We start from the raw sequence: 20,733 nt of genomic DNA, 5'->3' as shown, positions 1-20,733 counted from the left end.
TCAAAGCGATAGTTCGATGAACCGGGCGGTCTACATTCTAATCCATCGCCCCCGCAGGAATATTCCCGGGAGGTGAAGTGTATGCAGACCCTGGTGACATCGATGAAAAAATCTCAATACATTCAAATTATCGCGATTCTGCTTACTATCACCTTCGCAGGAATTCTCATATCGCAGATTTCCATCAATGACCTGGTGTCCACGCTTAGAAATATCAACCCTGCCTACCTTCTCGCAGGATTTCTGTTGTACAGCTGTAGTTATTTCTTCAGGTCCCTACGTTTTGGGTATCTCCTGGATAATGCGATCCGGTTGAGGGATATGTACCGGATTGTATGCCTTCACAATATGTTCAATTACATATTACCCGTACGCTCCGGGGAGCTAACCTACGTCTACCTGATCAAGAAGATCCATGGAAGGACTGCCGGGGAAGGTCTTGCAACTCTGATAATTTCCCGAATCTTCGATTATATCCTGATTACAATCTTATTTTTAATTTCTTTTTTTCTCCTTCGGGATCTGAAAATGATTAGTACGAATGCAATTTTCCTGGGAATTGCATTCATGCTGCTCCTGCTCGTGCTCCTGATGTGGTTCATGTATAAAGGAAGGTCATCTGTCCATTACCTGGAGAGGTTTTTCGGGGCATTTCGTGTAGATCAGCACCGTGCAGGAAATTTCATTCTGAGAAAATGCGACGAGACCGTACAATGTATAGAACATCTCAAGGAAACTAAACAAGGCATGTGGTATCCGTTAATTATCTCAACGCTTGGAGTCTGGCTCTCAATTTATACCATGAATTTTGTCCTCATCCTGGCGATGAATATACAACTGACGTATATCGCGGTGATATTTGCATCGACATTTGCCATCCTGACCACGGTCCTGCCGGTTCAGGGGATGGGGAACTTCGGAACGCTTGAGGCAGGCTGGACGCTCGGGTTCATCGCCGTAGGGGTGTCCCAGGATGCTGCGATAAGCTCCGGGTTCATCTACCATTTCATCGTTATACTGTATTTTGCGATCTGGGGAGTTTGGGGATTTTTAGCCTTAAGAAAGAATAATCTGTTCACGTTCTCGGCTTAATGCAGGTACATCGTTGCCAAAAGCCATAACCACGCATTGGTCCTGACCGCAACATTCCGGAAACTACCCGAGAGGTACCGCGCGAAGGAACTTTTATTGAAATGGAGAATATGATCCGGAGGATTACCAAAATTTTTAACATTTTTCCCCCGCATCATGTTCGCAAGCATGAAGTAGGGATCATTGGGGACCGTAATTACGATATTTTTCCTGGCGACCCTCTTCATCTCCGTCAGTGCGGCATCCGGATGTTGCAGGTGTTCCAGAATCTCCATTGCGACTATGGCATCGAAACTTCCATCCCTGAACGGCAGCCTGGTGATGTCGGCCATGATTACCTGCTGATTGAACCGCGTTTTTGCGATCAACAATCTTTCTCTCTCGAGATCGCACCCGATTACACTTACGTTTAGTGCGCCTCCGATAATGTCGGTAACGTATCCTGTCCCGCACCCCACATCCAGAACAGTATCGGGGTTAAGTTCTTCCAGTTCCCGGACTACATTCCGGATAAAAATTCTTGTGATCCATCCGGTTGACCTCTTGAAGTACTTCCCGGAAGTCTCGTCGTGGAGTAGCTGATCCTCGTCGTGTGCCATTATTCAGATACCGATTGATTTTTCGATATACGGTGTCAGGTTCTCCTTTCCGGTTTCCCTGTGTGTAATCATCTCCCCCAGTAACCCGATCGAGATGAACTGGAGTCCGAGGACGATGAGCAGCACGGAAAGCAATAGCAGGGGCCGTTCGCTCAACACGATGTTTTCGAGGTATTTGAGTGCGAGCAGATAGATCCCGATGATGAACCCGAGCCCCAGGAAGACAAAGCCGGGCACTCCGAATGCATGAAGGGGTCGTGCAGAATACGAGGTAATGTATTTCACTGTAATAAGGTCCAAAAATCCCTTGAATAGACGTGAAAATCCATATTTTGACCTCCCGAACCGCCTCGGCTTGTGGTGCACCTGGATTTCCGCAATTTTGAACCCGTACTGGGCAGCTAATATCGGAATATAACGGTGCATCTCCCCATAGAGATAGATTGCATCGGTTACCTCGCGGCGATACGCTTTAAATCCACAATTAAAATCGTGAAGTTTCACACCGGTAATCCATGAGGTGAGTCCGTTGAAAATCCTGCTCGGGAACACCTTTGTAAAAGGGTCATTTCGCTGGAATTTCCATCCCGAAACGAGGTCGTACCCCTCATCGATTTTCCTTAGGAAGTTCCCGATCTCGGCAGAGTCGTCCTGCAGATCGCCATCCATAGTGATGACGATATTTCCCTGTAATTTGCGAAATGCGATATTTAAGGCTGCGGATTTTCCAAAATTTCTTCTGAATTTAATAATTTTTATGCAGTTATCCTTTTGCTGGATATCAAGGATTTTTTTAAATGTCGAATCATTCGATCCGTCATCGATAAAAAGGACTTCGTAGCTTGTATCGATCAACGCAAGATCTTTTTTCAACTTATCATAAAGTGGAGTGATATTTTCCTGTTCATTGAAAACAGGAATAATTATCGACAGATAAGGAGTCATTACCATACCGCCTCTGTGAATCGGCGAAGAGGTATCATCCTCATTATTATTGATGTGCCGACTATTGAAATTATTTGTAGGAATTTTTAATTTGCATTCAGATCGGGTACCCCTGAACGCGCTTCACCACCCTGCCGGGTGTCAGGGGTTTCCCCTTACGGGATATTATTTTTACACACGGAGAATAACCTCATACAGCGATGGACGGACCTTTTTCCCGGGTAACTAAGGCAGCAGGGAGGCATCCCTTTGCCGTTATTGGGGTACTGCTCGTGATTTTCATGGCGCTTGCCTTCGCCCTGCGTCTGATCGACCTCCCCTACCTGGTCTCCGACGGCGTAGCCAGGGTGTTCGGGGCCGACCCGTGGTATAACCTCAGGCAGATCGAATCGATGGCGGTACAGTTCCCCAACTATAACTGGTTCGATCCCATGACCGCCTATCCCCAGGGGAAGGTGATCGACTGGGGGCCGCTCTTCCCGTTCATCACCACAGGGGTCGTTCTCCTTGCCGGTGCAGCGGGGTCGAGGTACGAACTGATCTACACCGCATCGTTCGTCCCACCCCTGATGGCGGCGCTGACCGTGCCCCTTGTGTTCCTGGTCGCACGCAGGCTCTGCGACTGGAAGGCGGGCCTGATCGCGGCGGGGATGATCGCCATTATCCCCGGAGGCTACCTTTTCCGGACCTCCTTCGGATTCGTCGACCATCACGCGGCGGAGGTCCTGTTCTCGACCCTGTTCTGTCTGGCCTATATTCTCGCCCTGTACAATGGAGGAAGACGCGAACTCTCCTTTAACGACACCCGGGGGCTCGCCGTTGCAGGAGGGCTCGCCCTGGCGGCGGGAGTCGCCTACCTCCTCGGGCTGCTGGTCATGCCCACCATGATCCTTTTCGCCCTGATCGTGGCCCTCTATACCCTCGCCCAGTTCATCGCAGACTCCTGGGCAGGAAAAACAAGTGTGTCGCTGGCGTTCACCAACATCGTCGCGTTCGGGCTGGTGCTGGTGGTCTATACCCTTTTCATGGTCCAGCGGCAGGGAATGGCACTCTTCACCTACTCCATCGCCCACAGCTACATGTATGCCCTGCTGATCGCGGGCACGCTCGCCCTCTTCGGGTTCTCCGTCGCATTCAGGAAGAACAGGCTCCATTTTCTGGGAGCGGTGATCGTGACCCTCGTCGCGGCCCTCGCGGCGATCGCATTCCTGGCCACTCCGGTCTGGAAGGTCATCATCGACTCTATCGGGGGGTTCTTCGGGCAGTCGGCTCTCCTCTACCCGATCTCCGAGATGGAACCCCTGGACCTGGCCACCGCGTGGACGTCCTTCAACTGGGGGCTCGTCCTCCTGGCTGCCGGCCTCGCGGTACTGTGTGTCTTGTGGATGAAAAAACGGCATCCCTGGCACCTTTTTACGCTCGCCTGGGCCGCGGTGATAATCTTCTCCACGGTCATCCACGCCCGGTACGAGTACTACCTGGCCCCGATAGTCGCCATCACCTCCGGGGTGGGCGCAATATACCTGATCGCCTTGTCACAGGGCACGAAACAGGAGCGTTCGAAAGGGAAGGAGAAAGGAGAGGGGCTTTCAGCATGGAGGAGACACGCAGGAGAGGTCATGATCCTCCTGCTGGTGCTCTTCACGGTCTTTTCCCTGTATTCGGACGTTACCGCCCCTGCAGAGTTCCGGACCACAATCATTCCTGACGACTGGGCCTCGACCATGGACTGGATCTCCGTTAATACCCCCGATCCGGGGGTAGACTATCTCGGGAAGTATACGAAGGATGGATGGACCTATCCTGCGGAGTCGTATGGGATAATCTCCCTCTGGGATAGCGGACACTGGATTACGTTCCTCGGGAAACGCATCCCGAACTCGAACCCGTTCCAGGATAATGTGCTTGGGAGGACCAGTACCACCGCGTTCCTCATGGCCGGGACGGAGAAGGACGCGCAACGGGTTGCGGACAGACTCGGGTCCCGGTTCGTGATCACCGATATCAAGCTTGCGAATACGAAGTTCGAGAACACCGCCACCTGGTACAACAGCTCCCGGGGAAGCGGATACTACACCATGAACTTCCTTGCTCCGGTTCAGGGCGGGGAGGGATTCACCCCGCTCACCATGGTCGCCCCACCCTATTATTCCACCATGATCGCCCGGCTCCAGGACTTCGACGGATCGATGGCGACCCCGTCCGAGGCGTATTACATCGAGTACCGGACGGGAGGGGAAGGCACTCCGGTCGTGACCCGGCTCGCGCCCCTCCCATACGACCAGGCGGTCGCCAGATTAAATGAGTTTTCAGGTGAAGTGCACCCGGACACCGCCGCCGGAGTGTTCTCGGTTTCTCTCACCGTGCCACTCTCGACAATACCCGCCCTGCAGCATTACCGGTTGGTCTATGAGTCGCCGGGTGTCGACTCCCTTACCGGGCTCCATGAAGTCAAGGTATTCGAGAGGGTGAAAGGAGCAGAGATCCAGGGAGACGGGGTGATCGAGCTGGACCTTGTCACCAACCAGGGCCGCACGCTGGTATACCGGCAGGAAAGCGTGAACGGCACGTTTACCGTCCCCTATTCGACCAGCGGCAACCCCTACCCGGTCCGGGCTGTCGGGCCCTACCGTATCGTGAACAGTGGGAGAAATGTTGAAGTAACCGAAGAGGACGTGCAGCAGGGAAGACAGGTGCGGTAAGGTACGGAAGGATGCGCAGGCGGCGCCACATTGATCAGTCGTCCGTCACAATATATACAAAATTATTCAAGAATAATCCGGAGGACAGTGAAGTTGGGACCAGGGAAAAACGACAAAGAAGACCGATCGGATCATCCGGATATTTCCATAATCCTTCCGGCGATGAATGAAGAATTGACTATCGGGAGATGTATAGAGCGAATCCGCGACGGACTTTCCCGGTGCGAGCTTAGCGCCGAAATAGTGGTATCTGACTCATCGAGCGACCGGACTCCCGAGATTGCCCGATCAATGGGAGCACGAGTAGTCCATCCTAAAAACCGGGGGTACGGGAATGCCTACCTCGAAGGATTCAGGGCGTCAAGGGGCGGCATCATCGTAATAGGAGATTCCGACGGGACATACGATTTTTCAGAACTCCCCCGTCTTGTTGCCCCTATACTGAAAGGGGCAGACCTTGTTGTAGGGTCGAGGTTTCAGGGGACCATGGAGAAAGGGTCTATGCCTGCCCTTCACTACTATATCGGAAATCCATTGCTTACAAAAATCCTTAATCTGGCATTTAAAACCAATTATTCCGATACCCACAGCGGCTTCCGTGCAATTACGCGAACTGCCTGGGAATCGCTGAATCTCAGATCGACGGGAATGGAATTCGCTTCAGAGATGCTCGTTATGGCATCAATAAATGGGCTGAAAGTCGCGGAGGTTCCCATATCCTATAGCCCTCGTGTCGCAGCCTCAAAACTGCACAGTTTTGCGGATGGGTGGAGACATCTCCGGTTCTTGTTCCTCTTAAAACCGATACCGTTCCTCGCCATACCCGGACTTCTATTTTCCCTCATGGGTGTGATGCTTATGGGGATCTTCTCCCTCTATGGCGACGTCAACCAGCTTCACCTGAACACCTTCATTCTCGGGGCATTTTTCCTGATAGGCGGTGTGCAATTTGTTCTCTCTGCAATCTCGATCAAGACCTATTCTGTGGTTCACGGATATGACCGGATGGAAGGGGTTGCGAAGTACCTCATGAACTATTATAACCTGGAAAAAATGTTGGTCATTGGTGGAATTCTGATTTTTGCCGGAATTCTGCTCGGCTCCACCATCGTTGCGGATTGGATCTCCACCGGATACGGGGTGTTAAACCAGTTTTCACAGGCGGTAACCGCGCTCCTCCTGACCATCGTAGGTCTCCAGGTCATTCTCACCTCCATCTTCGTGAGTATGATGCTGCTCAACGAGTCTTCCATCCCGGGTGAATAAATGAAAATTGCGTTCGTATACGACGCAATATACCCTTTTGTAAAAGGCGGGGGCGAAAAAAGGATCCACGACCTCGCGGTGCGCCTCGCCTCCCGGGGGCATGAAATCCATCTCTATGGGCTGAAATTCTGGGATGGTCCGTTGAGTGTCAAAAGGGAAGGACTTACCCTGCACGGCGTCATCCCCGCCATGCAACTCTACGCGGGTCAGCGGAGAGCCATTCCGGAGGCCGTATTCTACGGGGCCGGGGTCTTTCCTGCCCTTATCCGGGACCGGTTCGATGTCGTGGACTGCCAGCAGTTCCCCTATTTTTCGGGCCTCGCTTCACGGGTCGCCGCGTCGATGAGGAAAGATCCCCTCGCGATCACGTGGTACGAAGTGTGGGGCGAATACTGGGACGAATACCTCGGCGCCGTGGGTGGAGTGGGGAAGTTCATGGACCGGGTGCTCACCCGCCTGTCCCCGTACCATATCGCGATATCAGCCGCAGTAAAAAAGCGGCTTGATGAGAAACTTTCCCTGCCGGGAGCGACGGTGATCCCCCACGCCATCGACATACACCACATCGACAGGGTCAGACCGGCGGCGGAGTCCCCGGATATCCTTTTCGCCGGGAGGTTCATCCGTGAAAAAAACATCGGTCTCCTTATCGCGGCGGTGGACCGTATCCGGGAGGAAAAACCGGACGTCTCCTGCATGCTGGTCGGGGACGGACCTGAAATGCAGCACCTCGTCTCCGAGGTACGCCGGCTGCACCTCGAGAGGAACGTCACGTTCACCGGGTTTTTGGAGGATCACGATCAGGTTCTGGCGCTCATGAAGACCTCCCGGGTCTTTGCATTCCCGTCAGCCCGGGAGGGATACGGGATCGGCGCCCTGGAGGCACTCGCCTGCGGCACACCCCTGGTAACGCTCGACCATGAGATGAACGCGGCAAAGGAATTCGTCACCGAAAAAACCGGATTTCTGACAACGGAGTCTCCGGAAGAACTGGGTCACGCCCTCATGCGGGCGCTGGAACGGTCGGGGGACCTCTCCCCGTCGTGCCGGGAATATTCCAGGATGTACGACTGGGAGGAGGTCTGTTCAGCGGCGGAACGCTATTACTCCTGGGTCGCGGCCGATTTTTCGGCGAGAGGACGCTGAAAAGTAAAGGCCGCGAGGTCACTGCCAGTTTACCCGGAGCGGTTTCCTGTGAGGGATCCGGCGAGGTATGAACCGGGGATACCCGCACATCAGGGCGTAGGAGTACACACGGCCTTCCGGGAGAGCCAGCGCCTCCCGGAGCGGCTTCCACACCGGCACCGCCATGGAAAGGAAACCCGCCCAGCAGGTCCCCACCCCGAATGCGGGTGCGGCGAGGTCCGCGTAGGTCAGCGCGATGAGTGCATCGATCGGCCCGGAACCCTGACCGCCGGGAATGTGGGCCACCAGCAGGTGAGGGGCCCCCCTGCAGACCGGGTCGTTTCCCCGGTCCCAGGAATCTATAAGTCCCCGGAGGAATGCCGCGGGCATTACCGGAGATTCTTTTGCCGATTCGTGCCGCATCCAGTCGACGGTGAGGCCGGCGAGCGTTCTGACCTTCGCCGGATCATACACTACGAGCCACTCCACCGGCTGCCCGTTGCCACCGGAAGGGGCGTAGCGGGCGACATCGAGGATCGCCTCGATCATCTCCCGGGACACCGGCTCTTTTTTGTAGTGCCTGACCGAACGCCGGTTTTTCATATAAAACCCGATCTCATCCGGCGAGAAGGTCGTAACCCTTTCCTGCGGTGCTTCCCGACCCCCGATATCAAGAACAAGGGCCGATTCGGGGCAGCAGGCCTCGCAATGCCCGCATTCAATGCAGAACGCCTCCCGTAGGGGCTCAACCCGGGGACCCCGTTCCTCATCCACGGTAATGATCCTGAGAGGGCATACTTCGCTGCAGATTCCGCAGCCGGTGCAGCGTTCGCTTTTTACGATGATCGCGGTCATGGTCTCACTTCTTTATCGTCTCTCTGGGAGTGCCTGAATGAAAAAGCAGACGGATATTCGGGGTAGCCGGATATACCGTATGAGGAACCGTGGAACCCGGTTTTTTCGGGTGGCCGGCGCCGATGATCGGGCGATTGGCCGGCTGGTTCTTCTCGCACCGTTTGCTCGGTACTTTTCTATCGGATGTATGCGAGATCGCCGAGATCTCATACCGGATCCGATTCCGGTCAGAATGTTCGGGGTGTTCGTGCGGTGCGCTCTCCCGGGGAAGGGCAATTTCGTTACCTGAAAAACCCGTCGGGAACCGCGAAAAATCCGAAAAAAAGAGCGAGACCTCGACCGGACGGCTCATTTGATTTTTTTCTCGAGTTTCTTGAGTTTCTTCTTGGCCTCTTTGCTCCCCGCTGCTGCCTGCTTCGAGAGCTCTTCTGCCTTGACCTTTTTCGCCTGGTTCAGTTTCACCATCTGTTTCTTGCTTGTCGGCGTATAATCACCTTGTTAAACTTTGGTAGATTTTCATTAGTATTTTTCCTTCCTGGAATAGCCGGTGGGTGTCATCTTCACGAATTGTTAAGGATTACGGGCCTTGCGATTTCCGGGAACCGATACGACCCCGCAGGGTTCCCGGCGAATCAGGATGCCGGGCCGGGCCCTGTTCATGAATCGTATGCACTACCGGGGTCCTTCACCGGTTCCACGCATTCGGGATATCCCGGTTCGTTTTCCGGGACGAAAGTTGAATTTAAGAGCATGGCTATCCAACGGGTAGGTGCACAAGTCTCCCTCCCGGAATTTGTGACCGGCCCTCCCGGACAGGGAGTGTCGACAACGTGCACCCCTGTAGTGTAGCGGTCAATCATGCAGGACTTTGGATCCGGCGACGGCGGTTCGAATCCGCCCAGGGGTATCGAGACAAGAGGTATGAAACTCTCTCTTCAAAAAATTCGATGATATAATCGATTATTCCGGAAATAAACAAAAAATATTTGAATTCTGCCAGGGTTAAAGGGCCTGGACTCACCGATCCCTGCACGTCTCGCAGTGGCAGAAAAAACTGGAAATAAACGCATTGTTTTTAACGGTCATCAGGTCGCGGGGAGATCCCCGGGCGGTGATCCTGCCCTGCTCCATAAGGCATACCTGGTCCCCGAGCGCCAGGGCGTCCTCGAAATGGTGCGAGACGATGACCGCGGGTATCCCCGCGGCGGCGATCGATTCCTTCAGTTCCTTTCTCATCGATACCCTGGACTTCACGTCGAGCGCCGCGAGCGGTTCGTCGAGCAGCAGGAGATCGGGTTCGAGCACGAGTGCCCGGGCCAGGGCCACCCGCTGCCGCTGCCCTCCCGAGAGCCGGCCGGCCGGTTCACCGGAAAGGGAAGCCAGGTCCATTCCTTCCAGGAACTCCCCGACCTTCCGGACGATCTCCTGTTTTCCCAGGTTCCGGCACCGGAGGCCGAACGCGACGTTCTCGAAGACCGAAAGGTGGGGGAACAGGGCGTACGACTGGAAGAGGTGGCCGATGTTCCGGCGTTCGGGCGGGACGTTGATCCGCCCGGGGGCGGAGAAGAGCACCCGGTCGCCAAGCGTTATTACCCCGCGGTCAGGAGAAAGGAGCCCGGATACGAGAGATAGCACCGTCGATTTCCCTGCGCCGTTCTCCCCGATCAATATCAGGGTCTCGCCTTCGCGGACAGAGAGCGAGACGTCGAGGGTAAAGTCCCGGAGCTCTTTCTTCACCCCGACCGAGAGCATCAGACCAGTCTCCGGGTGATATACTTCACCATGAGGATTACCGCGAACGAGATGACCACCAGGATGATCGAGAGGCAGAGGGCGTCGTTGAGGTCTCCCTGCATGGTGGTGTAGATGGCGAGCGGCATGGTCTGCGTCCTGCCCTGGAAATTCCCGGCGAACATTATCGTGGCCCCGAACTCGCCCAGTGCACGGGCGAAGGTGAGGATTGCACCCGATACGAGCCCCGCCCAGGCGATCGGCACGGTCACCCGGAAGAACACCCGGAGCCTCCCTGCACCGAGGGTCCTGCCCGCCTCCTCGTAGGTCCGGTCCACCGCCTGAAAACTCGCCCGGGCCTGCCGGATGTAGAACGGGGAGGCGACGAAGACCTGCGCCAGGACGACCGCGAGGGTGGTGAACGCGATCTGGATCCCGAACGCACTGAAGTACTCGCCGACGACACCCCTCCGCCCGAATGCCATGAGCAGGGCGATACCCGCCACGGCGGGGGGCATCACGATAGGCAGGTCGATGAGGGTATCTACGACCTCTTTTCCCCAGTAGTTCGTGCGGGCGTTGAGATACGCGAGCGGGGTGCCCATGAGGATCACGATGCCGAGGCTCGCGGTCGCCGTGATCAGGGACAGGAACAGGGCGTCGATGACCACCGGGTTTCCCAGGGACTCGAGGAACGCCTCCGGGGTGATCCGCAGGAAGAGCGAGGCTACGGGGATGGTGAGGAAGAGCAGGAACAGGATGACGAGGGGGGCGAGGAGGATGATCAGGCCCCTCTCGCCGGACCTCGTTCCGTCGTCGTTCCGCGTCGTTTCAGCGTGATGCCTGAACTGGGTCAAATCCATATTCTGTCAGTACGGCATTGCCATCCGGTCCGGTGATGTACACGATAAATGCGGACGCTGCGTCTTTCTGTTGCGATTTGGCAAGGATCCCCAGCGGGTATTCCGCAACCACGTTGTACTCGGACGGGACGGTGATACGCTGCACTTTATCCTTGTCTGCCGGCTGCAGGTCGGACTTGTACACGAACGCCGCATCCGCCTCCCCGAGCACCAGTTTCGGCACCACGGAGCTGACCGCGGTCTCCTCGGAGATCACGTTCGCCATCACCGCGTCTTTGTACGCCGGGCCGTATGCGGTATCGGCCGCCATTTTATCGAGTACCTGGCGGGTGTACGAGCCGAACGGGACATCCTTCGTACCGATGACGAGCTTGACTCCGGGTTTTGCCAGGTCCGCGAGACTCGTGATGTTCGCGGGGTTGTCCGCCGGGACGATCACGGCGATCGCATTCTCGACGAAGTAAATCACTGTCTCGTTGTCCATGAATCCTTCGTCTTTCAACGCGTTCATGTGTTTGGCATTCGCCGAAACGAAGATGTCCGGGCTCGCTCCCTGTTCCACCTGGGTACGGAGGGCCTGGGTTCCGTCAAAGACCAGGTCTATCTTCACTCCCGGGTGCGCCGCCTCGTAGGACGTGGCGATATCGGTAAACGCCCCGGTGAGCGATGCGGCGGTGAATACTGTCAGTGTGGTCTCGTGCGGTGCGGCGGTGGCGGCGGAATCGGTGCACCCGGCAGCGAGGAGGCTCGCGACCAGGAGCACGGCAAGAACGCCTGCAAGCGTGGTAATCTTTCTCATACTGTCACCTTTTTTTGGTACCGGATAACTGGGAATGAAATGTTATATATTTATTATTAATTTACTACATAAGTTAACTTATAAATTTTAACACCTCGGACAACCTCTCTCCTGCGGGCCCGGCTTCCTGACGCATCGCAGGAACCCGGCTCGGAGGGGTGGTTTTTCACCTTCAGCACCCGGAGCGTCAGGACGATGTCCTGGTCAGCCGGACCCTGACCTCGTCGGGCCCGGTCCTTTCCGAATCCAGCGTTAGTCCCATGCACTCGGCGTCCATCTCGATCCAGGGCGGGACGTGGTCGCAGAGGATCTCGAGCTCGGTGAACTCGCCCCTGCGGACGAACTGCCGGAGGACCTGCTTGCTGCTCACCTCGGGCCTCGTCCCCTGGATCTCCTTGATCGAGATGGCAAACTTTCCCGGCGACGTCTCACGCGGGGCAGGGATGCCGGCACCCCGTGCCTGAGGGGCGGTGAGCGTCGCCTCTTCGTCCTGTATCTCCCGCCAGACCTCATCGAGAACTCCTAACGCCGTTCCGGAGATCTCCCAGACGGGGCAGCGGGCCTTCTCCAGTTCGAAGAATGCAGCCCCGCTCGCGGATGCCGCGACCACGGCCCGGCAGTCACCGAGGAAGGCGATCAGGTCCGCCATCTTCCTGCGCAGTCCGGATAAGCCGTCCTCTTCGTCGAGTGCGAACGGGAGTGACCGGTCGGTCTTCCAGGTACCCTGGGACCTCCGGAAAACCACGACCGTCCCGGGTTCGTTCAACGGGACCGTGTGCCCGTCACCACCCGTCATGACTGCGATCTCTGCACGACACATGGCAGGTCACCGCCGTCACAGGGCAAGGCGCCCGACAACCCGGCCGCCTTCAATGTGCTCGTCCATGATCTCGCCGACATCCTCCGGCGCGACCGAGGCATACCAGACATTGTCCGGGTATACCACCACAACCGGCCCCTTCTCGCAGATGCCGAAACACCCGGTGTTCGTCAGGAAGACTTCGCCCCCGAGCCCGCGTTCGTCTATCTCTTCCATGAACCTCGCCATCACGTCGACACCGGCCTTCGTGTGGCAGAAGCCTTTCTGCTGCCCGTTCGGACGGGAGCTTGTGCAGACAAATATGTGGTAATTCGGTTTTTGCATCGTTCAGACACCTCCTGATACGGTGGTCCCCATCATCTCGTCCCTGCGCAGGCGCCGGTATGACCCGTGCTTCTGCTCAAGCAGAGTGTTCGTGATACGGTCGAGGAGGGCGAGCGTGCCGGCGTAGCCGACCGTGAGGATCCTCTGCCCCCCGATGCGGTCGTGGACTGGGAAGCCCGCACGGACCACGATGATCCCGTGCCGTTCCGTGAAGAACTTCCCGCCCGAGTTGCCGACGGCGATGTTTGCACCGGCCCGGAGCGCCGCCGCCTCGATCGCGGCAAAGTCCGTGCCTTCGAGCACGACCGGCGCTTCGCCCTCAACAGCAGCGAGGAGCGGCGCAAGGTGCCCGTCGAGCCGGCCCTCATGTGACCCGCTTGCGATGACGGCAGGGTATGCCCCGTTCTCCAGGCAGACCCGGGTGAGAGCGCACACGGTCTCCGGTTCCCCGTAGATCACCGGCCGGCCCTCCGAGTTGTATTTGTGGGCATCGGCCATCGCGTCGAGGAGCCAGCCGCGTTCGTTGCTGAGCACGTCGGGCATCTCCCTCCCGGTCACTTTCTGCAGGACCTTCATGAGCCGGTCGCACGCCTCCACACCCGCAGGGAGCGGCAGGGTGACGAGAGGCACACCGTACTCCTGCTCCAGCCAGAGGCCGGGCGAGAGCCGGTCCGGGCAGGTCTCGCCGAACTGGATCGTCAGCAGGGCTCCCGGCATCGCGGCGATATCAGCCGCCGTGGTCCCGCCTTCCGGGATCTTGCTGTACTGCTCCGCATACGGCCGGTCAAGTGTCATCGAGTAGTCCGGCAGCAGGATATATTCCAAGCCCATGAGCGAGAGGATCCTTTTGATCTCCCGGAGGTCCGCCGGGCTCACGTGCGGCACGATGACGTTTATCCGCCAGTGAGGCTCCGTCGGGCGGGCGAAACGGGCGATCACTGCCTTCGTCGCCGCCCAGTAACCCTCCGTGTGGCTCCCGCCATAGCTCGGGGTCGGTACGGCAACGATCTCCACGCCGTCCAGGCCCCGCTCATCCGTGTAGTCGCGGATAATGCGATCGAGGTCCTCTCCCATCGTCTCGGCGAGGCAGGTGGTCAGCACGCCTATCACGGAGGGGTTGTAGACCCGGCGCACGTTGTCCAGGGCCTTTTTCAGGTTTGCCTCGCCCCCGTGGATGGTCTGTTTCTCGTTGAGCGAGGAGGACGCGATGTCCACCGGCTCGTTGTAGTGGTTGACGCAGGTGAGGCGCATGTAGGTGCTGCACCCCTGCGACCCGTGGATGACGGCCATCGACCCCGCGACCCCGCGGAGCGCGATGACGCCGCCGAGCGGCATGCACTGCTGGCACTGGTTCTCGTTCACCTGCCGGACGTTCCCGTGGTCTGCCATCATGCACCCCCGAACGGGCGGATATGCTTCCAGACCGGCGAGCACGCGCTGGTGTACACCTCGCGGGCGAAGTGAACCGCCCCGTCGAAGCCGGCCAGGCATTCCTTGCGGTCGTGGTTGTGGTCCACGAACCCCACGCCGAGCTTGGTGGCGAGCACCCGTTCTTTCACCCCGCCGGCCATGACATCGACTTTCATCTCTCTGAGGAATCGCTCGATCTCTGCGGGATTCGTGTCGTCCACCACGATTGCCCCCTCGTCAAGGAGCCCGCTGATGGTGGCGTACTCCTCCTTCTTGCCGGTCTGGGTGCCGGTCAGGACGATCTCCATGCCGAGACCGCGAAGCTGTCGTATGAGGGCGACTGCCTTGTATGCCCCGCCCACGTAGATGGCGGCCCGTTTTCCGGCGAGCCTCTCGCGGTACCACGCGAGATCCGGCGCGATCCGGGCGGTCTCGCGGGCGATGAGCGCCTCGGTCCGCTCCATGACGGCCTCGTCGGCATAGAAGCGGGCGATCTTTTTCAGGCTCTCCGCGGTATTCTCCGCACCGAAGAAGTTCACGTCCATGTAGGGCGTGCCGAACTCCTTCTCGAGCTGCATCGCCACCCAGTGCATCGAGCCGGTGCACTGGACGATGTTGAGACAGGCGCCGGGAGCCCGTTTGAGATCCGCGACCGTCGAGTCGCCGGTGAAGGCAACGTTGATCCCGATCCCCATCTCGGTAAGGTAACGCCGGGCCAGCCACATCTCTCCGCTCAGGTTGTACTCGCCCAGGAAGTTCAGTTTCCGCGTCTTTTCGACCGTCTCCCCTTCCTTTGGGGTAATGAGCCGCATCAGGGCAAGGGCCGCAGCCCGGTACCCGACGACCTTGTTGCCCGATATGAATCCGCTCGACTCCACGGGGATTACCTCGGTGGCGTGACGCCGCGATGCGGCGTTGCAGACCGCAACGATGTCGTCGCCGATCATCCCCGAGACGCAGGTCGCATACACGAAGATCGCCGGCGGGTGGTGCTCCTCCACGATCTCGTCGATGCAGGCGGCGAGTTTCTTCTCTCCGCCGAAGATCACGTCGCGTTCCTTCATGTCGGTCGAGAAACTGTTGCGGAACATCTCGGAGCCGCTCGAAAGGCTGCCCCGGATGTCCCACGTATAACTGGCGCAGCCGATCGGCCCGTGGACAAGGTGCACCGCGTCCGTCACCGGGTTTAAGACCACTCTCGCCCCGCAGAAGACGCAGGCCCGCTGGCTTACCGAGCCTGCGAGACTGTCGTCGGTGCAGTGGATGGCGGTCCTGCTCCGGCCCGCGGTAACTATCGAACGTTCGCGTTCGCTGATGCACGGAGGCGCTCCCCCGGAGGGGAGGCTGCAGAGTTCGTCCATTCCCCTCGCCTCACAGGATCAGTTCATAGTCCTCGTCGAGGGCATCGCGGTCGCGCCGGTCCAGGAGTGCAGTGCTAATCTGCTCGATCAACCGCAGGCATCCTCGGTATCCGACCACAGGCATAAGCGGGTGGACGGCCCGGTCGAGGATCGGGAACCCGAAGCGGACGAGCGGGATGTCCTCCTTTCTTGCGATGTACTTCCCGTACGTCGTGCCGATGAGCAGGTCGACCGGCTCCTCGCGGATCCACTGGTGGAGCTCGAAGAGGTCGCCGTCCGCTTTCACCTTACTCCCGCTGATGCCGGCCTCCCCGAGCATGCCGTTGATCTCCGCCTCGAACGCTTTGCCGGGCGTGCCGGTCAGGACATACTTCGGGACCATACCCATGGTGATCAGGAACTCCGTCATCGCGATGACGTGGTCGGGGTCGCCGAAGACCGCCACCGTCTTTCCCTGGTAGTGGAAGTTGGTGTCGAGAAGGGTATCGACGACCTGCCCGCGCTCGAGGCTGAGGGATCCCGGAACTTCGGTGCCGAACCAGTCCGAGAGCGCCATGATGAAGGCGTCGGTCGCTTTCAGTCCGATGGGGAGTTTTAACGGGATACCTGTGACCCCGCATTTCTCCTGCAGCAGGTCGGCCGCAGCGTTGGAGGCGAATGCGCCCAGCGCGAGGGTCAGCGCGGAGTTGCCCGCATCGCGGATCTCCGCGACCGTCGCCCCTCCGGCGGGGAACATCTCGTACTTGCGTGTCATCGGCGCGTCGAGGACGCCGGAGGTGTCGGGGAACATGATCATTCTGATCCCCATCTCATGCACGATTCGCCGGATCTCCCGCATGTCGCCGGGGTTCACGAAACCGGGCAGGATGTTCACCTGGGCCTTCTGGACCCCGTCCGACTCGCTGAGATACTGGACCATGGCCTTGCACATGCCGGAAAAGCCGGTGATGTGGGAGCCCTGGTAACTCGGGGTGTTCACGTGGATCACGAGCTTCCCTTCAGGTATCTCGGCCTGCTTGAGGATATTGGGGATATCATCGCCGATCGTCTCGGACAGGCAGGTCGTGTGGACCGCCATGATCTCGGGATTGTAGATGGCGAACACGTTCTTGATCGATGTTTTCAGGTTTGCCGCGCCTCCGAAGACGGATGCTCCCTCGGTGAAGGAACTCGTCGAGGCTACCACGGGGTCCCGGAAGTGCCGGGAGAGGTGCATCCGGTGGTAGGAGCAGCACCCCTGCGAGCCGTGGCTGTGCGGCAGGCACCCGTGGATGCCGAGCGCCGCGTACATTGCACCGATGGGCTGGCAGGTCTTCGCCGGGTTGATCTTTCCCGCGGTATGCGTGACCGCTTTGTCCGGCAGGCATTCAAGCATTTGGTTCACCTTCCGTTGTGTTCTGCTGTTCCCAGGGCGGGACTATGAGCTTCCATGCGGGTGTCAGAAGCATTTCCGATACGTCCCGCGCGAAGTTGACGGCGCCGTTGTATAAAGCGTAAGGCCCGGCGTAATCGTACGAGTGGAGCTGTTTGGAGGGGATCCCCATCTTGTGGCTGACGTACTTGTCCTTGATGCCGGTGAAGATGATGTCCGGCTTGCATCTCGCGACGAGTTCCTCGACTTCGCGGTGGTTCGCGTCGTCGATCATTATCTCCCCGTCCCGCATGTTCGGGTACATCCCCTCGTATGCGTTGAGCGAAACCTCGGATTTGAGGTCTTCGTACTCCTCTTTTGTAATTCCCAGGTACTCGTTCGGCTCGCGGTGCAGTGTTTCGTCACGGGTGACATGGAGCTCGGGGATGTTCTTGCTGTCCGCGTCGGTCTTGATCGTGGGGATGACCTGCCGGCCTTCGTAGTCGTCCCGGTGCGCGAACTCGTACCCCGCGACGACGATCTCCATGCCGATGTCGCGGAGGAGGTACTGGTAGTGGTGGCTGCGCGACCCTCCGACGAACGCGAATGCAGTTTTGCCCTCGCATATCTTGCGATACTGTTCGAGTACCGGCATCACCCGGGCGGTCTCCCGTGCGATAACCTTCTCGGTCCGCTCCATAAGTTCCGGGTCGTTGAAGCACCGTGCCATCTGACGCAGCGATTCGTTCGTGGCCCCGATCCCGATGTAGTTCACTTTCAGCCACGGGATGCCGTACTTCTTCTCCATCATCTCGGCGATGTAGTTGATCGACCGGTGGCACATCACCAGGTTGAGGTCGGCATGGTGGAGGTTCTTGAGATCGAGGTAACTCGAGTCGCCGGTCATGATGCTGTTGACGGTGTACCCGATCTCCTCGAGGACCCGCTCCAGCTCCCAGCCGTCGCCGCCGATGTTGTACTCCCCGAGGATGTTGATGACATACCTGCCAGGCTTTCTCTCCGTCCCGGTCCCGACGATCTTTTCCATGATGTTGTTGTTTGCGATATGGTGACCCGCAGACTGGCTGACTCCCTTGTAGCCCTCGCAGTTGTGCGCAACGACCTGGATGTGGTGCCGCTCCTCGGCGGCTTTTGCCACCGCCCCGATGTCGTCCCCGATGAGGCCGACCGGGCAGGTGGCGCAGATGTTAATCGCCCTCGGGTGGAAGGTCTCCACGATCTCGTCGATCATCTTCGCGAGCTTCTTCTCTCCTCCGAAGACGATGTCGGGCTCCTGCATGTCGGTGGTAAAGCAGAGTTGGGAGTAGATCTTGTCCGCTGGTGTTCTCTCGTCGGCCCGGGCCTTGTTGCGCCTGGTCCCCCAGGAATAGTATCCGCAGCCCACCGGCCCGTGCGTTATCGTGGCCATATCCTTTACCGGGCCCATCACCACGCCCTTGCATCCTGCGTACGCGCACCCGCGCTGCGTGATGATGCCGGGGATCGTCCGCGTGTTCGCCTCGATCTGTTGGCAGCATCCTGCCGCCTCGTTCTTTACCACGAGGTGTTTCTTCCGGTTCTTTTTCACCGTATCCGGACAGGATGCGAGCACCCCGTCTATGACTGTTGCGTCTGGTTCTGCCATTTCCCGATTCCTCCGTTACCAGATTGCCGCTTCTCCCGCCTCGCCGGTCCTGACGCGGTACGCGTCGAGTACCGGCAGGACGAATATCGCGCCGTCGCCGAGCCCGTAGTCCGTGCGGTTTGCCTTCGTTATCGCTTCCACGATTCGCGGGACATCGTCGTCATGCGCAAGGACCGTGAAGAGCCGGCGCGGGAAAAACCTGGAGCCGTCCAGGAACTCCGTGACCACCTGCTCGGTGTCTTGCTTGTCGCTGATCTCGTCCATGCCCATTTCGAGGAGCTTCCGTTTGCACTTCTCCAGTTCGGTCGGGTCGTCCACGAGTTTTCCCCGCCCAAGGACCCGGACTGCAGTGAACCCGGCTACTCCGGCCGCGACCAACGCTTTTTTGGTTGCGCCGGTCTTTTTCATGCGCACGATGGCCATGATCTCTTTCATCTTCCTTTCGCCTCACAGGCCAGGGCTGTTTCTGGAGATCGTGTATGCCTCCTCGACCGGGCTGACGAAGACCTTCCCGTCTCCGAAGGTGCCCTCCGTTCCGGTCCGGGCGGTGTTCATGATGATCTGCACCACCCGCTCCTTTGCATCGTCGGGGACCACCATGAGGATGAGGCTCTTCGGGATCTCGTCGTAGACCATTCCCCCGATCTTGATGCCCTTCTGCTTGCCCCGTCCGACCACGTCGACCATGGTCGCCGCGTTATACCCTGCGCCGGCGAGCTGTTCCAGGACCACGTCCTTCTTCTCCGGCCTCACAATTGCACGTATCAGTAACATCGTCTTTTCACCTGCCTTGGTATCCTCTTGTCATGCTGCCGTTACAGTGCGTCCAGGAACCCGTGCTGCATCATCAGTTCCTCGAGCCGGTCCTGTGTCATGGGCTTCGGGATGACGAACATCTTGTTGTGGTCGATTGCCTGTGCCAGGTTGCGGTACTCGTTGGCCTGGCCGGCCTCCGGGTCGAAGTCGATCACCGTCTTCTTGTGGATCTCGGCCCGCTGGACCAGGTTGTCGCGAGGTACGAAGTAGATGAGCTGCGACCCGATCTCCTCGGCAAAAGCCTTCAGGAGCGCCTGCTCGTTGTCCACCTTGCGGCTGTTGCAGATGATGCCGCCGAGCCGGACCTTGCCGTTCACTGCGTATTTCGCAATGCCTTTGGAGATGTTGTTCGCGGCGTAGAGCGCCATCAGTTCGCCCGAAGCGACGATGTAGATCTCCTCCGCCTTGCCCTCGCGGATCGGCATCGCGAACCCGCCGCAGACTACGTCTCCCAGCACATCGTAGAAGACATAGTCGAGATCGTCGGTGTATGCCCCGAGCGACTCGAGGAGGTTGATGGACGTGATGATGCCGCGTCCCGCACAGCCCACGCCCGGCTCCGGTCCTCCGGACTCCACGCACCGCGTCCCCCCAAATCCCGGTTTCAGGACCGCATCGAGTTCGATGTCGTCCCCTTCGTCTCTTAACGTGTCCAGCACGGTCTTCTGGTGGAGTCCGTGCAGGAGCAGCCGGGTCGAGTCCGCCTTGGGGTCGCACCCGACCACCATGATCTTCTTTCCCGCCTCTGCGAGCGCCGCCACCGTGTTCTGTGTCGTGGTCGATTTTCCGATACCGCCCTTTCCGTAGATAGCTACCTGTCGTGCCATGTTTACCCTCTTCTTCTGCCTGGTTGTTTCCGGCCTCCAGCATCGGCTGGAGCCCGTGTCCCGGGAGGCCTCTTCTCAGTCAGGGCCATACCCTGGGTCGTATTTCTTTTTCCAACTGCCCGGCTCGATAATTCCGGGCCGGTCTTCGTTCGAGTCCGGCGGTTTCCGCGTGAGAACTCCGCCGCGTCCATTATCCGGTTCG

Annotated in this window: 19 protein-coding genes and 1 tRNA gene; 5 read left to right on the top strand and 15 right to left on the bottom strand. The window is 58.3% G+C overall.

Annotated elements, in window-relative coordinates:
* The first annotated feature begins 81 nt into the window (after positions 1-81).
* Positions 82-1,092: a lysylphosphatidylglycerol synthase transmembrane domain-containing protein gene (locus J2741_RS04265; protein ID WP_209673781.1), complete on the top strand. Its 1,011-nt coding sequence runs from the start codon at positions 82-84 to the stop codon at positions 1,090-1,092.
* On the opposite strand, the gene J2741_RS04260 is transcribed toward J2741_RS04265, so the two are convergent.
* Together J2741_RS04260 and J2741_RS04255 are read right to left on the bottom strand one after the other, a co-directional pair.
* Positions 1,089-1,691 carry a class I SAM-dependent methyltransferase gene (locus tag J2741_RS04260; RefSeq protein WP_209673780.1) on the bottom strand — a complete coding sequence of 201 codons (603 nt, stop codon included), beginning with the start codon at positions 1,689-1,691 and terminating at the stop codon, positions 1,089-1,091. The genes J2741_RS04265 and J2741_RS04260 overlap by 4 nt on opposite strands.
* A gap of 3 nt (positions 1,692-1,694) precedes the next feature.
* Positions 1,695-2,636 carry a glycosyltransferase family 2 protein gene (locus tag J2741_RS04255; protein ID WP_209673779.1) on the bottom strand — a complete coding sequence of 314 codons (942 nt, stop codon included), beginning with the start codon at positions 2,634-2,636 and terminating at the stop codon, positions 1,695-1,697.
* A gap of 200 nt (positions 2,637-2,836) precedes the next feature.
* Here J2741_RS04255 and J2741_RS04250 point away from each other — a divergent pair, with 200 nt between their 5' ends.
* The 3 genes from J2741_RS04250 (at position 2,837) to J2741_RS04240 (ending at position 7,750) form a co-directional block, all read left to right on the top strand.
* The gene (locus tag J2741_RS04250) at positions 2,837-5,338 is read left to right on the top strand and encodes an oligosaccharyl transferase, archaeosortase A system-associated (RefSeq protein ID WP_209673778.1); all 2,502 of its coding nucleotides are present in this window, start codon (positions 2,837-2,839) and stop codon (positions 5,336-5,338) included.
* 87 nt (positions 5,339-5,425) lie between these two features.
* On the top strand, positions 5,426-6,604 hold the full coding sequence (locus tag J2741_RS04245; RefSeq protein WP_342452225.1) for a DPM/DPG synthase family glycosyltransferase: 1,179 nt from the start codon (positions 5,426-5,428) through the stop codon (positions 6,602-6,604).
* Positions 6,605-7,750, top strand: coding sequence for a glycosyltransferase family 4 protein (locus J2741_RS04240; protein WP_209673776.1), 1,146 nt, complete (start codon positions 6,605-6,607; stop codon positions 7,748-7,750).
* 18 nt (positions 7,751-7,768) lie between these two features.
* On the opposite strand, the gene J2741_RS04235 is transcribed toward J2741_RS04240, so the two are convergent.
* The gene (locus J2741_RS04235; protein WP_209673775.1) at positions 7,769-8,584 is read right to left on the bottom strand and encodes a nitroreductase family protein; all 816 of its coding nucleotides are present in this window, start codon (positions 8,582-8,584) and stop codon (positions 7,769-7,771) included.
* A gap of 834 nt (positions 8,585-9,418) precedes the next feature.
* On the opposite strand from J2741_RS04235, the gene J2741_RS04230 reads away from it, so the two are divergent.
* Positions 9,419-9,491 (top strand) — tRNA-Gln (locus J2741_RS04230).
* A gap of 110 nt (positions 9,492-9,601) precedes the next feature.
* Here the strand turns inward: J2741_RS04230 and J2741_RS04225 are convergent.
* The 12 genes from J2741_RS04225 to nifH form a co-directional block, all read right to left on the bottom strand.
* A complete protein-coding gene (locus J2741_RS04225) occupies positions 9,602-10,336 on the bottom strand; it encodes an ABC transporter ATP-binding protein (RefSeq protein ID WP_209673774.1) in 735 nt (244 codons plus the stop codon).
* Complete coding sequence (locus J2741_RS04220; protein WP_209673773.1) at positions 10,336-11,178, bottom strand: ABC transporter permease; 843 nt, start codon at positions 11,176-11,178, stop codon at positions 10,336-10,338. Before J2741_RS04220 ends, J2741_RS04225 begins: the two co-directional genes overlap by 1 nt.
* Positions 11,147-11,977 carry a molybdate ABC transporter substrate-binding protein gene (gene modA / locus J2741_RS04215; RefSeq protein WP_209673772.1) on the bottom strand — a complete coding sequence of 277 codons (831 nt, stop codon included), beginning with the start codon at positions 11,975-11,977 and terminating at the stop codon, positions 11,147-11,149. Before modA ends, J2741_RS04220 begins: the two co-directional genes overlap by 32 nt.
* A gap of 187 nt (positions 11,978-12,164) precedes the next feature.
* Entirely contained in the window at positions 12,165-12,797 is a 633-nt protein-coding gene (locus tag J2741_RS04210) for a Fe-only nitrogenase accessory AnfO family protein (RefSeq protein ID WP_209673771.1), read from the bottom strand.
* Positions 12,798-12,812: 15 nt separating this feature from the next.
* Positions 12,813-13,121 (bottom strand): 2Fe-2S ferredoxin, encoded by a 309-nt coding sequence (locus tag J2741_RS04205; protein WP_209673770.1) that lies wholly within the window; start codon positions 13,119-13,121, stop codon positions 12,813-12,815.
* A gap of 3 nt (positions 13,122-13,124) precedes the next feature.
* Complete coding sequence (locus J2741_RS04200) at positions 13,125-14,513, bottom strand: nitrogenase component 1 (RefSeq protein WP_209673769.1); 1,389 nt, start codon at positions 14,511-14,513, stop codon at positions 13,125-13,127.
* On the bottom strand, positions 14,510-15,892 hold the full coding sequence (gene nifE / locus J2741_RS04195; RefSeq protein WP_209673768.1) for a nitrogenase iron-molybdenum cofactor biosynthesis protein NifE: 1,383 nt from the start codon (positions 15,890-15,892) through the stop codon (positions 14,510-14,512). The genes J2741_RS04200 and nifE overlap by 4 nt, the downstream gene beginning before the upstream one ends.
* A 10-nt stretch (positions 15,893-15,902) precedes the next feature.
* A complete protein-coding gene (locus J2741_RS04190) occupies positions 15,903-17,267 on the bottom strand; it encodes a nitrogenase component 1 (RefSeq protein ID WP_209673767.1) in 1,365 nt (454 codons plus the stop codon).
* Positions 17,260-18,888, bottom strand: a complete 1,629-nt coding sequence (gene nifD / locus J2741_RS04185) for a nitrogenase molybdenum-iron protein alpha chain (protein ID WP_209673766.1) — start codon at positions 18,886-18,888, stop codon at positions 17,260-17,262. Before nifD ends, J2741_RS04190 begins: the two co-directional genes overlap by 8 nt.
* 15 nt (positions 18,889-18,903) lie before the next feature.
* Positions 18,904-19,323 (bottom strand): P-II family nitrogen regulator, encoded by a 420-nt coding sequence (locus J2741_RS04180; protein ID WP_209673765.1) that lies wholly within the window; start codon positions 19,321-19,323, stop codon positions 18,904-18,906.
* Positions 19,324-19,335: 12 nt separating this feature from the next.
* On the bottom strand, positions 19,336-19,662 hold the full coding sequence (locus J2741_RS04175) for a P-II family nitrogen regulator (RefSeq protein ID WP_209673764.1): 327 nt from the start codon (positions 19,660-19,662) through the stop codon (positions 19,336-19,338).
* Between the two features lie 41 nt (positions 19,663-19,703).
* Positions 19,704-20,531, bottom strand: coding sequence for a nitrogenase iron protein (gene nifH, locus J2741_RS04170; protein ID WP_209673763.1), 828 nt, complete (start codon positions 20,529-20,531; stop codon positions 19,704-19,706).
* Positions 20,532-20,733: the final 202 nt, after the last annotated feature.

Origin of the sequence: Methanolinea mesophila, assembly GCF_017873855.1 — an archaeon.
GTDB lineage: Archaea > Halobacteriota > Methanomicrobia > Methanomicrobiales > Methanospirillaceae > Methanolinea_B > Methanolinea_B mesophila.
The sequence above is the reverse complement of the archived record's forward strand: the minus strand, read 5'-3'. Positions and strand labels throughout refer to the sequence as shown.